The following is a 13,544-nucleotide window of genomic DNA, read 5'->3' on the forward strand; positions in this document are numbered from 1 at the left end:
TCGTGCGCCGCCCCGCATACGCTGGGCACATGACCGACCTGCCGGGCAAGCCGACCGACGCCTCGCGCGTCACCCTCAGCCACATCACCACGCCGAACGACGTGAACCTCCTCGGCACGGTACACGGCGGCGTGATCATGAAACTCGTGGACGACGCGGCGGGCGCCGTCGCGGGCCGCCACTCGGGCGGGCCCGCCGTGACGGCCGCGATGGACGAGATGGCGTTCCTGGAGCCGGTGAAAGTCGGGGATCTCGTCCACGTGCATGCCCAGGTGAACTGGACCGGCCGCACCTCCATGGAGATCGGCGTCAAGGTCCTGGCCGAGCGGTGGAACGAGGCGACGCCCCCGGTACGGGTCGGCACCGCCTACCTGGTCTTCACGGCCGTGGACGAGAACGGCAAGCCGCGGCCGGTGCCGCCGGTGCTGCCGGTCACGGACCGGGACCGGCGGCGCTTCCAGGAGGCGCAGATCCGCCGCACCCACCGGCTGGCGCGGCGCCGCGAGATCCTCGAATTGCGCGCCGCCACCCCGGCCGGCGACTGACCGGCGCACCACCGGGCGGACCGGCGGCCCCGCGTGCCGCGCGGGGCCGCCGGCATCTCAGCCCAGCAGCGACAGCAGGCGGTCCGTGCCGACATTGCCGCCGGTGAGGATCACGCCGGCGCGCCGCGGCAGCGGCGTCACGCGCCCGGAGAGCAGCGCGGCCAGCGCCGTCGCCCCGCTCGGCTCCAGCACCAGCTTCAGCCGCTCCAGCGCGAAGACCATCGCCGCCCGGATCTCGTCATCGGTGACCGTGACCACCCCCTCGGCCAGCCGCTGCACCACCGGGAACGTCAGCTCACCCGGCGTCGTCATCGCCGTCTGCCCGTCCGCGATCGACTGCGGCGGCGCGATCGACACCCGCCGGCCCGCCGCCAGCGAGCGGCGGGTGTCGTCGGCGGCCTCCGGCTCCACGCCGATGACACGTATCCCGGGCCGCAGCGCGGTCGCCGCCGTGGCGCTCCCCGCCAGCAGCCCGCCGCCGCCGACCGGCACCAGCAGGGCGTCCAGCGGCGCGTCCCGGCTGTCCGTCTCCTCGACCAGCTCCAGGGCCGCCGTGCCCTGGCCCGCCATGACCAGCGGGTGGTCGTAGGGCGGGATGACCGTCAGCCCCCGCTCCTCGGCCAGCCGCCTGCCCAGCTCCTCGCGGTTCTCGCCCGCCCGGCTGTAGGTGACGATCTCCGCGCCGTATCCCTCGGTGGCAGCGCGCTTGGCGGCGGGCGCGTCGTCCGGCATCACGATCACCGCCCGGCTGCCCAGCAGGCGGCAGGACAGCGCGACCGCCTGCGCGTGGTTCCCCGAGGAGTAGGCCAGCACCCCCCGCGCCAGGCTGTCCTGGTCCAGCCGGGAAATGGCGTTGTAGGCGCCGCGGATCTTGAACGCCCCGACGCGCTGGAGGTTCTCGCACTTCAGGTACGCCTCGCAGCCCGCCCGGTCGTTCAGCGTCCGGGAGGTCACCACCGGCGTGCGGTGGGCGACCCCCGCCAGCCGCTCGGCCGCCTCCCGCACGTCCTGCATGCTGATCACGTCTCTCTTCTCCTTTCCTCGCGGCGGCGGCCAGGCGCCCGTGCCTCACAGCCGCGCGATGTCCATGTGCGGCATGCGCGGCTTCCGGCGCGGTGGCCGCCGGCCGGCCAGCACGATCAGCCGGGCGGCGCGGTGCCGCTGCCCCTCGTACGGCGCCAGGAGCTCCAGCATCCGGGCGTCGTCCGCGTCGCGTTCCGCGGCGAGGGTGTATCCCACCGTGCGCGGCAGATGCAGGTCGCCGACGGTGAGGGCGTCGGGGTGGCCGTTGCTGCGCTGGAGCGTCTCGGCCGCGGTCCACGGGCCGATGCCCGGCACCGCCCGCAGCCGCGCCATGGCCTGCGGCAGGTCCATGGCCGCCGCTTCCTCGAGCCGCCGTGCCACCGCCACCGCCCGCAGCACCGCCGCGGAGCGCTGCCCGTCGACGCCCGCCCGGTGCCACTCCCACGACGGCACCCGGGCGAGGCGCCGGGGCTCAGGCATCACGTACATCCCGAGGCCGGCCCCCGGCCCCGGCGCCGGCTCACCGTGGCGCCGCAGCAGCAGCCGCCAGGCGCGGTACGCCTCGCCCGTCGTCACCCGCTGCTCCAGGACCGACGGGATCAGCGACTCCAGCACCAGGCCGGTGCGGATCAGCCGCAGCCCGGCGTGGCGCCGGTGGGCCTGCGCCACCAGCCGGTGGTGCGGCACGAACTCCTCAGGCGAGTCCTGGGCCCCCAGCAGCTCGGGCAGCCGGTCGAGCACCCACTCGGCCCCAGGTCCCCAGGCGCTGGCGCGTACGGGCGCCCCCGGCATGAGCCGCAGCGTCGCCGGGCCGAGCGGGGTGCGCGTGGCCCGCCAGACCGCGCCGTCCGGCCCGTCGCGGAACGCCGGGTCCCACGGCCCGCGCCGCAGCACCTCCAGGCTGAGGCGGAGGTCGTACGGCTCGGGCGGCATCCACGTACGCACGCGCTCCGGGGCACCGGCCGCGGGCCGTCTCGGCTGGGGCAGCGTCATGCCAGGACAGTAACGGCCCCCACTGACAGCCGCCGGAGTACCCGCTGCCCACCCGGGCGTACGCTGAGGCGGATGAACACCGCCGACACTCCCGCCGACCTGCTGCGCTCCGCGCTCGCCAGGGACGCGGCGCGTCCGCTGATCACGTACTACGACGACGCCACGGGCGAACGCGTCGAACTCTCCGCCGCGACCCTGGCGAACTGGGTGTCCAAGACGGCCAACCTGCTCCAGGACGACCTGTCGGCCGAGCGCGGCGACCGCATCGCCCTGCTGCTGCCCGCCCACTGGCAGACCGCCGTCTGGCTGCTGGCCTGCGCCGCCACCGGCGTCGTGGCCGAGCCCGGCGGTGATCCCGCTGCCGCCGATGCCGTGGTCGCCGGGCCCGAGCGGCTCGACGAAGCGCGCGCCTGCTCCGGCGAGCGGCTGGCCCTGAGCCTGCGCCCCCTGGGCGCGCCCTTCCCGCAGCCGCCCGCCGGCTTCACGGACTACGCGCGCGTTGCTCCTGCCCAGCCGGACGCGTTCACCGCCCTCGACCCGCCCAGCCCCGGCGACCCCGCGCTCGTCACCGGCTCCGAGGAGCTGACCGGCGCGGAAGTTCTGGCGCGCGCCCGCGCCGACGCCCAGGCGCGCGGTCTCGGCGCGGGCGACCGGATCATGTCGGGCCTCGGCTACGGCGACTGGGACGGCCTGTCGGCCGGTCTGTTCGCCCCGCTGGCCGCCGGCGCCTCCGTCGTGCTGTGCCCGCGCGCGGACCTGCTCGACGACGCGGCCCGTGCCGCGCGGGCCCAGAGCGAGCACGTGACCCACGTCGCCCTCTGACACCGGCCCCCGCCGCCTGGGCAGGGCACCGGCAGCCAGGACGGCCGGCGGCGGGGCAGCCGGCTATTCCCCTCGGCGACTCTTTCGCGTTCCCCCAGTTCCCCCACGCCGCCGCCTCATCTGTCACACCCGGCGCGGGACCGGCACACGTGTAAAGCCGTATGACCTGCGCAGGCAGGTCCGCGGTATTCCGGCCGGCGGCTGCAATTCCTCACTGCCCCCGGAGAAAACGGCCCATGTCAGCGGGCCGCCACGTACCGCAGCGGGTATCCGGCTGCGACGGGGCCGCCCTCGCCCGGCGCCCCCGGGGCGAGGCGGTCCGCCCGGGGCGGGCAAGAGGGAGCCGTGTAAGCGGGACATAAGTAAGGGAAGAGTAAACCCCGCCGAGATAAACACCCTGAAATAGGGAACTACTCGGAGGTTTGGTCCCGTCGTCCCCTCGTGTATTACGTCACCGCCATCGCGCCCGGTGGAACCCCCGGGCTAGGGTGAGCCGTCTGAATCCTCAGAGCAGACACGGAGGGAAGCACGGTTCGGTGGACGCGCAGGGACGCGGCGGCACGGGGGGCATCGACCCCGCGGATCAGTGGGTGTTCAACCCCCACACCGGCGAATACGAGCTTCGGATGCCCGGCCAGCAGGGCCCGCAGCCGCAAGCTGCCTCCGGTGTGGACGAACCGCGGCCGGCCCCGCCCCGGCAGCGCAGCGCGCCCGCCGAGGAAACCGCGGCGCTGCCCGCCCAGGCCCCGGAGCGCCGCCGGGCTGCCCCTGAGGACAAGAAGAAGGTCCCCGGCCAGCGCGACCGGCGGGCACCGCACAGCAGGCGCAAGGCCAAGAAACGGAGCCGCAAGAAGAAGGTCCTGATGTGGACCGGCGGCTCGCTGGCGATGCTGCTGGTCGTCGGCTGCGCGGGCGCCTGGTACCTGTACCAGCGGCTCAACGGCAATCTCACGACCGTCGACGTCGGCGAGGAGACCGGATACGGGGACGGCGAGCCGGTCAACGTGCTGTTCATCGGCACCGACGACCGCACCGGCGAGGGCAACAGCGGCTACGGCAACGAAGGCGACACCGGCCGCGCCGACACCACGGTGCTCATGCACTTCTCGGCGGACCGCAGCCACGCCACCGCGCTGAGCATTCCGCGCGACCTCATCGTCGACATCCCCGAGTGCGAGACGCGGAACGAGGACGGCACCACCACCGTCATACCCCCGAGCGAGGGCGTCCGCTTCAACGAGAGCCTGGGCGGGGGCCGCGACCCGGGCTGCACCTGGCGGACGGTCGAGCAGCTGACAGGCGTCGAGATCAACCACTTCATCATGGCCGACTTCAACGCGGTGAAGGACATGTCCACCGCGGTCGGCGGCGTCGAGGTCTGCGTGGAGGAGACCATCGACGATCCCAAGTCCCATCTGTACCTGGAACCGGGCCGCCACCGGCTGGAGGGCGAGGACGCCCTGGCCTTCGTGCGGACCCGTTACTCGGTGGGCACCGGCAGCGACCTGAGCCGGATCGAGCTTCAGCAGCAGTTCCTGGCCTCCATGGCCCGTGAGATCACCTCGGTCAGCGTCTCGAAGATGTGGGATTTGGCCGACACCGCCACCTCCGCGCTCACCGTCGACACCGGCCTGAACACGGTCAGGAAGCTGTACGACCTCGCCAACGATCTGGGCCAGGTCCCGATGAAGGACATCGCCTTCGTGACGCTTCCCGTGGTGGACAACACCGACGGCGCGACGGTGCTGATCGACGAGACGCGCGCCAACCCGATCTTCGAGATGCTGCAGCAGGACATCTCGTGGACCGAGGACGACGACCGCGGCGGCGACGGCGACGGCGGCGGTAACGGCGGTGACGGGGACGGCAAGAACGGCGACGGCGGCCAGGAGATGGCCCCGCCGGAGGAGGTCCGTGTCGACGTGTACAACGGCGGCAACGTGCTGGGCGCCGCCCAGCAGACCGTGACCTGGCTCCAGACCGAGCAGGGGGTCCCGCTGTCGACCAACGCCGGCAACGCCGCCGAGCCGCAGGAGGAGACGACCCTGGAGTACGGTGCCGACCAGGCGGCCCAGGCCGCCCGGCTCGCCGACATGATGGGCCTGCCGCAGTCCGCGCTCAAGGAGCAGCCAGACAACGCAGGGGACGCCCCGATGGTCCTTGTACTGGGAGACGACTTCGAGGCGCCGGGCACGCCGATAGGCGGTCCGCCTCAGCGGCCCGAGGGGGTCGACAGCATCACGGCGGACGACGAGAACGTCTGCGCCTCATAACCTGCCGTCGCCTCGGGGCATCAGCGACAAAGGGGAGATACCGTGGGGAGAAGTGGCATACACGGCGGCGGGGAGGATGGTTCCGCGCCCGAGGGCGGAGCTGACGGCGTATCAGATGTCATAGCCGGCGACGGCGCCGGCGCGGCCAGCGCGGGGCCGGTGCCCGCACCAGCCACGACCACGGCACCCGGCGGGGCCGGCAAAGCGGCGGGACGGGCCGCGGCCCGCCGTGCGGCGAAGCCCAAACGGCCGCTGTGGCGCCGGATCCTGGTGTGGACGGCGGGCTCGGTCGCGGTCATCGTCGCCGGCGTGGCGGTCGCCGCGTACCTCTACATCCGTCACCTGAACAACAACATCACCGAGGCGGAACTCCACCTCGGCAACGACCCGCTGGAGCGCGCGGCGCCGAACGCCGAGGGCCAGACCCCGCTCAACATCCTGCTGCTGGGCTCCGATTCGCGTGACAGCGAGGAGAACCAGGAGCTCGGCGGCGCCAGGGACCTGGCGGGCGGCCCCGTCCGTGCCGACGTCCAGATGCTGCTGCACGTCTCGGCCGACCGCAGCAACATCACGCTCATCAGCATCCCCCGCGACACGCAGGTCACCATTCCCGAGTGCACGGACCCCGAAACCGGCGAGGTCTACCCGGAGGAGACGTCTGCCTCCATCAACACCTCACTCTCACACGGCGGTCCGGGCTGCACCGTCGCGACCTGGGAACAGCTGACCCGCATCCCTATCGACCACATGATGATGGTCGACTTCGCCGGCGTGGTGGACATGGCGGACGCCGTCGGCGGCGTGCCCGTCTGCGTTGAACAGAACGTCTACGACCCGGACTCGGGGCTCCGCCTGGAGGCCGGGGAGACCATCATCCAGGGCGAGCAGGCGCTGCAGTGGCTGCGCACCCGCCACGGCTTCGAGGGCGGCAGCGACATCAGCCGTACCCGGGCGCAGCAGATGTACCTCACCAACATGGTCGAGGAGTTGCAGTCCGGCACCTCCCTGACCGACCCCGGCGAGCTGATGGATCTGGCCGAGGCGGCCACCAGCGCGCTGACCGTTGACCCCGGACTCGGTTCCGTGGAGGCGCTGTACGAGCTCGGGCAGGACCTGCGGCGCGTGCCGAGCGAGCGCATCAACATGCTGACGATGCCGTGGCTGCCCGACCCGGAGAACCCCGACACTACGGTCATCCCCGACCCCGAGCGCGCCGAGGAGCTGTTCTCCCTGGTGCGCCAGGACATCCCGCTGGACGACCCGGACGCCCGGCCGGAGCGGGAGGAGGAGCCGGCCGCCGAACCGCGCCCGGGCGGTGACGAGGAGTCAGCTCCCGAGGAGGCGGCGCCCCCGGCCGCGGAGATCCCGGTCGGGGTGCGCAACGGCACCGGCTCGGCCACCATGCCGCCGGTCAACGGCCGCGCCACGGTCATCACCGAGGAGCTCTACCGGCTCGGCTACACCTCGGCCTGGACCGACGCCACCCCGGCCGCCGAGGCCAGCACCGTCATCCTCTATCCCAGCGAGGCCGACCGCGCCGCCGCCGCGGCCGTCGCCGAGTCGCTGGGCCTGCCGGACGAGGCCGTGCAGCAGTCGCCGGGCAGCACCGGGATCACGCTCATCGTGGGCGCCGACTGGCGGGAGGGCACGACCTACCCGTCCGGCGGCGCGGAGCCGCCGGACGGCGGGAGCACCGGGGACGGCGGTGACGGCGGTGACGCCGGGGACACCGGTGACGAGGAGGACCACCCGTCGTTCAGCAGCGACGACATCATCTCCGGCCGGGATGACGACGCCTGCATGCCCGTCAACCCGAACTACACCTGGTGACCGGCGGGTTCGCGCCGTGACGCGATGACCTTCCGGGCCAGCTTCCGCGGGCTGGTCAGAAAGCCCCAGCCCCACGACATGTGCATCGTCGCCAGGGCCAGCGGGATGCGCGCGCGGGCGCCCGCCGGCAGCCCCTTGCCGGCGGGCAGCGAGCCGAGGCAGATCGCCGCCACGTAGCCGCCCGGGACCACCAGGAACCACGGGCTGACCAGGGCCCCGGCCACGAGACCGGCGGCGATGGCCACCACCGCGGCGGGCGGCGCCAGGTAGCGCGGGTTGATCGACCCTGCGTGGTAGCGGGCGACCACCCGCCGCCACCGCCCGTACTGGAGGTACTGCCGCGCCAGCGCCCGCACCGTGGGCCGGGGCCGGTAGGAGACGAGCAGCTCGGGGGAGAACCAGATCCGCCCGCCCGCCTGGCGGATGCGGTAGTTCAGCTCCCAGTCCTGGGCGCGGATGAACTCCTCGTTGTAGCCGCCGTGCTGCTCAAGCACTTCGCGGCGGAAGACGCCCAGGTAGACGGTCTCGGCCTCGCCGGCCTCGCCGCCCGTGTGGAACGCCGCGTTGCCGACGCCGATGCGGGAGGTCATGGCGGCGGCGACGGCGCGCTCCCAGTTGTTCTCTCCCTCGGCGTGCATGATGCCGCCGACGTTGGCCGCACCGGTCTCCTCCAGCAGCCGCACCGCCGTGGCGATGTAGCCGGGGGAGAGCATGCCGTGGCCGTCCACGCGGACCACCACCGGATGGCGGGACGCCGCGATCGCGGCGTTGAGCCCGGCCGGGGTCTTGCCGGTGGGGTTCGGCACCGTCCGCACCCGCGGGTCCTCGGCCACCAGCGCGGCCGCGATCTCGTCGGTCCGGTCCGTGGACGGGCCGAGGGCGATCACGACCTCCAGCTCGCCCGGGTAGTCCTGCTCAAGAATGTGCCGCACCGCTTCCCGCAGGTGTCGCTCCTCGTTGAGCACCGGCATGATGACGGAGACGGGAGGGGCGGCGGCCGTGTTCGGGGGATTGCTGGTCACCGGCTCACGTTACCGCGAACGGGGGACTCGGACGCGCGTCGCCCCGGGTCCAAAGATCGTATGGACATACCGTGAGAGCCCGTGCCCCCCGGCCTCGCGGAGGTGCCCGACGTGCCCGACGTGCCCGACCGATGCCCTCCCCCTCTGTCCCGTCCGTCCCGGCGCCGGCGACGTGTCCGGCTTCCGTTCCGCTTCCGGTCCAGGCCGCGGCGCCGCATCGGCCTGCGGCTCGCCACCGTCGTCGCGGCGCTGGTGCTCGCCGCCAGCGGGGCGGGCCACGCCGTCGTGCAGCGGGTGGACGAGCAGGTCGAGCGCGTCGACCCGTTCGGCGGGCTCGCGGAAAGCGGCCGGCCAGAGGACGGGCGGGGCACGAACATCCTGCTCATCGGCACCGACTCCCGCGACGGGCTCAGCGCCGAGCAGCGCCGCGCGTACCACCTCGGCGACTCCTCCTGCTACTGCGCCGACGCCGTCGTGCTGCTCCACCTGTCCGGGGAGAGCGGGCGCGCCAGCGTGGTCAGCCTCCCGCGCGACTCCTACACGCGGCTGCCCGAGCACACCTTCGCCGGGACCGGCGAGCACCACGACGCCCACCCGGACAAGCTCAACGCCGCCCTGACCCACGGCGGCCCCACGCTGATGGTGCGCACGGTGGAGGACATGACGGGCCTGCGGATCGACCACTACATCGAGGTCGACTTCGCCAGCTTCGTGCGGGCCGTGGACGAGGTCGGCGGCGTGGCGGTCTGCACGCCCCAGCCGCTGCACGACGCCTACTCCGGCCTCGACCTGCCGGCGGGCACGTCCGTCCTGGACGGGGCGACGGCGCTGGCCTACGTCCGGGCCCGGCACGTGGACGGCTCCTCGGACTTCGGCCGCATGAAGCGGCAGCGGGAGTTCCTCGCCGCCTTCCTGGACCGCCTCGCCAGCGGCGATGTGCTGCTGAGCCCCGAGCGCCTGGCCGGCACGGCGCGGGCGCTGCTCGGGTCGGTGCGCGCGGACGAGGGCCTCGGTCCGCAGGAGATCCTGGCGCTGGCCGGCGCGCTGCGCGATCTCTCACCGTCCGGCACCGAGTTCGCCGCCGTGCCGGTCGCCGACAGCGGGCGCGAGGTGCCGGGCCTCGGCGAGACGGTGCTGTGGGACGTGCCGGAGGCGGACCGGATCTTCGACGCGCTCCGCGAGGACCGGCCGCTGGGAGAGCTGGCCGAGAAGCCCGCTCAGCCGCCCTCGCAAAAGGGTAATGATGCGGATAAATCTGGAGAAAACCCCTGTCAGTAGCGCCAGTCATCACTTCGGGTGAATAGCTGGCCGCGTATTGCGATCGGCGACCCTGTGTCGTCAAGCTGTTGCTGCTTGCTACTTTTCCCGGAGAGCTTCTGGAGGGGCCGGTGCCGTTCGGTGAGCAGCCCGCGTATCTCCGAGTCGCGGACGATCTTCGTCAGCAGATCGCGGACGGCACCCTGCCGCCGCACGCCCGGCTGCCCTCGCAGGCCAGCATCCGCGCCACCTACGGCGTGTCCGACACGGTCGCGCTGGAGGCCCGCAAGGTGCTGATGGCCGAAGGGCTCGTCGAGGGCCGCTCCGGGTCCGGCACGTACGTCCGCGAGCGGCCGCGGCCCCGGCGCATCTCCCGCAGCGGCTACCGCACGCTGGGGCGCTCCTCGCCGTTCCGCCAGGAGCAGGCCGACGAGCGGGTCCACGGCACCTACGAGGCGCAGAGCGAGCGCGGCGAGGCGACCCGGGAGGTGGCCAAGCGGCTGCGGCTGGAGTCCGGCGAGCCGGTGATGTGCACGCGCTACGTCTTCCGTACCGGCGGCGAGCCGGTGATGCTCTCGACCTCCTGGGAGCCGCTGCGGCTGACCGGGAGGTCGCCGGTGATGCTGCCGGAGGAGGGGCCGCTGGCCGGGCGGGGGGTGGTGGAGCGGATGGCGGCGATCGACCTGATCGTGGACAACGTCACGGAGGACGTGGGCGCGCGCCCGGCGCTGGCGGCCGAGGCCCGGGTGCTGGGCGGAGTGGCCGGCCATCCCGTGCTGGTGGTCGCGCGCACCTTCCGGGCGGGCTGTCTGCCGGTGGAGACCGCCGACATCGTCATCCCGGCTGACCGGTTCCGCGTCTCCTACCACCTGCCCGTGCGGTAGGCCGTCCCCCGGGCGCAGGCGGCACCGCCGGTCAGGGCGGCTCCTGGCCGGCGCCCAGAGGCAGCTCGAACCACACGGTCTTGCCCGCCGGGCCCTGGCGGGTGCCCCACCGCCGCGACTCCTGCCCGACCAGCGGCAGGCCGCGCCCGCCTTCGTCCTCGGGCCCGGGGTCCCGCTCGCGCGGCGGGTCGGGCACCGGATCGGTGACCTCCACCAGCAGTGAGGTCCCGCGCACCATCCGCACCCCCACCGGCCCCGCCGCGTGGCGCACCGCGTTGGTGACCAGCTCGCTGACCAGCAGCTCCGCCGCGTCGGTGGCCGTAGCCAGGCCCCAGCCGGCCAGTGTCCGGCGCACCGCCCGGCGCGCGGCGGGCACGGCGTGCGGCTCGGCCGGGAACGTCCAGAACGCGACGCTGCCCTCCGGCAGCCCGCCGAGCCGGGCGACCACCAGCGCGATGTCGTCGTCGGGGCCGGCGTCCGAGTCACGGGGCGGCAGGCCGGAGATCAGCTCGTCGCACAGCGACTCCAGCGGCGTGCCCGGCCGCGCGGTGCGGGTCAGCAGGTCGCACAGCCGCTCCATGCCCTCATCCAGCGTGGCGTCGCGCCGCTCGATGAGGCCGTCGGTGTACAGCACCAGGACGGCGTCCTGCGGCACGTCCACGCGTGTCTCGTCGAAGCCGGTGCCCTCGATGCCCAGCGGCGTGCCCGCCGGCAGCTCGACCAGCCGGGCCGCCCACAGGCCGGTGACCGGATCCTGGCTGACCAGCACCGGAGGCAGGTGGCCGGCGCGCGCGATGGTGCAGCCGTGGGTGGCCGGGTCGTACACCGCGTACAGCAGGGTGGCCATCAGCGGGTCGTCCGGGTGCTGGGCGATGTCCTCGCTCAGCTCGTTGAGCCGCCGCAGCAGCTCGGCCGGGGGCAGGTCGAGCCCGGTGAGTGTCCGCACGGCGGTGCGCAGCCGTCCCATGGTGGCGGCCGCCCGCAGCCCGTGCCCGGTGACGTCGCCGACGACGAAGGCCACCCGGCCACCGGCCAGCGGGATTACGTCGAACCAGTCGCCGCCCGCCTCCGCCCCGGAGCCTGAGGGCACGTACCGGTAGCCGACGCTCACGCCCGGGGGCTGCGGCACCGAGCGCGGCAGCAGGCTGCGTTGCAGCATCAGCGCGGCCTCGCGCTCGCGGGCGTAGAGGCGGGCGTTGTCCATGAAGACGGCGGCCCGGCCCGCCAGCTCCCGGGCCAGGGCGGTGTCCTCGCGGTCATAGGGGGCGCGCTGCCCGGCGCGCGCCAGCGTCAGCAGTCCCAGGACGGTGCCGCGCGCCCGCAGCGGGGCGTTGATCAGCGAGTGGATATCCAGGGCGCGGGCGGCCTCGGCGCTGGGGACGTCCGGGGCGGCGGCCAGGATCTCCTCGCGGGTCACCAGCAGGGATGGCTCGCCGCTGGTCAGCGCGGTGCCCACGACCGTGCCGGGGTCGATGGTGACGTCCTGGCCGCCGCCCATCATCGCCTCCGCGGCCGCCGTGCGCTGCTTGGCGGCGACGCCGAGCCGGACCAGCGGCGTGGTGGGCAGGGCGGCGGGCGGCGGCAGCTCGTCGCCGTCGGCGACCGGCCGCAGCAGCCCCACGACCGCGTAGTCCGCGAAGCGCGGTACGAGCATCTGCGCCAGGGACTCGGCGATGCGGTTGACGTCCAAGAGGTTGCCCAGCGCGGTGCCGACGTCGTTCAGGAGAGTGAGCCGCTCCTGGGCGCGCTCGATCTTGCCCAGCGCCACCCGGCGTTCGGTGACGTCCATGACGGTGCAGCTCACGCCCAGCGTGCGCCCCATCCGGTCGGTGAGCCGGCCGAACGACAGTGACCAGGCGCCGAGGCCGTCCGGTGAGTCGGTGACCAGGTCGATCACCGAGCGTCCCGAGCGCAGCACCTCGCTTTCGAGCTCGTGGATCTCCTGGGAGACGGGAGGCGGCAGCGCGTCGAGCACGGTCCGGCCGAGCAGGTCCTCGGGGGCGCTGCCGTGCAGGCGGGAGAGCGCGTCGTTGACCCGGATGAAGCGCCGCTCGGTATCGAAGATCGCGATGCCCAGCGGGGAGGCCGTGAACAGCGCGTCCAGCGCGGCGAGGTCCTGCTCGATGCCGCGCAGCATGCTGATTTCCACGAGATTGGCCAGAATGAACGGGGTGCCCTCGCTGTCGCGGAGCAGTGAGGCGCGCGCCTCCAGCTCCACCCGCCGGCCGTCCTTGTGGCGCAGCGGCAGGCGCCCGCGCCAGTTGCCCTCGCGCAGCAGCGTCCGGTAGATGCCGGTGCTCGGGTCCGGGCGGCCCTCGTCCAGCAGTTCCCGCAGGTGGCTGCCGATGGCCTCGGATCCCTGCCAGCCCAGGATGTCCTCGGACGTCGGGCTCCACAGGATGATCTGACCGCGGGGGTCGAGCATGACGATGCCGACCCGCAGCACGTCGAGCAGGGAGCGCGACCCCCCGGCGACGGTGGAGGCGGTGTCGGAAGCGTCGTCAGGCGAAGTGCTCACGCGTCAGGCCCCGGGTCAAGGACTCACCGCCGGGACAGGCGGCGGCGAGAGGGATGGATGTCCCTTATACCCGATTGTGCCCCGGTGGGCCCGCGCTGGCTTCCCGCGGCGGACAGCCGCAGCTCTGGCGGGGCTCCGGTCAGCGGGTGACGACGCGCCCGTCGGTTTCCACGCGTTCGACGAGATACTGAGCGGTAGTACCTGCGGGGCGTGCGCCGGCGTCCGCCGTCAGGCGCTGTATGAGCCGCTGCGCCTCCGCACGCGTCGCGCAGTGCCCTATGCGGTACCGGCTGCCGTTCTCATCCTGGCGGATCACCTGCCAGGGCCGCAGATTGCTGCCGTTCATACCTCACCCCCTGTTCTCGCCTCGCTCGCAT

At 73.6% G+C, this 13,544-nt stretch carries 11 protein-coding genes; 6 read left to right on the plus strand and 5 right to left on the minus strand.

All coding sequences use genetic code 11. The features are described from left to right. The first annotated feature begins 29 nt into the window (after positions 1-29). On the plus strand, positions 30-545 hold the full coding sequence (locus JK356_RS06085; protein ID WP_201866510.1) for an acyl-CoA thioesterase: 516 nt from the start codon (positions 30-32) through the stop codon (positions 543-545). 57 nt (positions 546-602) lie between these two features. On the opposite strand, the gene JK356_RS06090 is transcribed toward JK356_RS06085, so the two are convergent. After that, complete coding sequence (locus JK356_RS06090; RefSeq protein ID WP_201866774.1) at positions 603-1,559, minus strand: pyridoxal-phosphate dependent enzyme; 957 nt, start codon at positions 1,557-1,559, stop codon at positions 603-605. A gap of 54 nt (positions 1,560-1,613) precedes the next feature. Then, entirely contained in the window at positions 1,614-2,561 is a 948-nt protein-coding gene (locus tag JK356_RS06095) for a DNA-3-methyladenine glycosylase (RefSeq protein ID WP_201866511.1), read from the minus strand. Positions 2,562-2,633: 72 nt separating this feature from the next. Here JK356_RS06095 and JK356_RS06100 point away from each other — a divergent pair, with 72 nt between their 5' ends. The 3 genes from JK356_RS06100 (at position 2,634) to JK356_RS06110 (ending at position 7,486) form a co-directional block, all read left to right on the plus strand. Further along, positions 2,634-3,383, plus strand: coding sequence for a TIGR03089 family protein (locus JK356_RS06100; RefSeq protein WP_201866512.1), 750 nt, complete (start codon positions 2,634-2,636; stop codon positions 3,381-3,383). A 536-nt stretch (positions 3,384-3,919) separates the two neighbouring features. Further along, positions 3,920-5,656: an LCP family protein gene (locus JK356_RS06105; protein ID WP_201866513.1), complete on the plus strand. Its 1,737-nt coding sequence runs from the start codon at positions 3,920-3,922 to the stop codon at positions 5,654-5,656. 159 nt (positions 5,657-5,815) lie between these two features. Then, entirely contained in the window at positions 5,816-7,486 is a 1,671-nt protein-coding gene (locus JK356_RS06110) for an LCP family protein (protein ID WP_307815423.1), read from the plus strand. On the opposite strand, the gene JK356_RS06115 is transcribed toward JK356_RS06110, so the two are convergent. Then, the gene (locus JK356_RS06115) at positions 7,474-8,508 is read right to left on the minus strand and encodes a glycosyltransferase family 2 protein (protein WP_307815424.1); all 1,035 of its coding nucleotides are present in this window, start codon (positions 8,506-8,508) and stop codon (positions 7,474-7,476) included. The two genes, JK356_RS06110 and JK356_RS06115, sit on opposite strands and share 13 nt — an antisense overlap. Before the next feature lie 81 nt (positions 8,509-8,589). On the opposite strand from JK356_RS06115, the gene JK356_RS06120 reads away from it, so the two are divergent. Both JK356_RS06120 and JK356_RS06125 read left to right on the plus strand, forming a co-directional pair. Next, a complete protein-coding gene (locus JK356_RS06120; protein ID WP_201866515.1) occupies positions 8,590-9,786 on the plus strand; it encodes an LCP family protein in 1,197 nt (398 codons plus the stop codon). Between the two features lie 110 nt (positions 9,787-9,896). Beyond that, complete coding sequence (locus tag JK356_RS06125; protein ID WP_201866516.1) at positions 9,897-10,649, plus strand: GntR family transcriptional regulator; 753 nt, start codon at positions 9,897-9,899, stop codon at positions 10,647-10,649. Between the two features lie 31 nt (positions 10,650-10,680). Here JK356_RS06125 and JK356_RS06130 read toward each other — a convergent pair whose 3' ends face one another. Continuing rightward, the gene (locus JK356_RS06130; protein WP_307815425.1) at positions 10,681-13,167 is read right to left on the minus strand and encodes a SpoIIE family protein phosphatase; all 2,487 of its coding nucleotides are present in this window, start codon (positions 13,165-13,167) and stop codon (positions 10,681-10,683) included. A gap of 139 nt (positions 13,168-13,306) precedes the next feature. Beyond that, entirely contained in the window at positions 13,307-13,513 is a 207-nt protein-coding gene (locus JK356_RS21720; RefSeq protein ID WP_236670845.1) for an SPOR domain-containing protein, read from the minus strand. Between the last annotated feature and the right edge of the window lie 31 nt (positions 13,514-13,544).

This window comes from Streptomyces sp. 7-21, assembly GCF_016741785.1.
Taxonomy (GTDB): domain Bacteria; phylum Actinomycetota; class Actinomycetes; order Streptomycetales; family Streptomycetaceae; genus Streptomyces.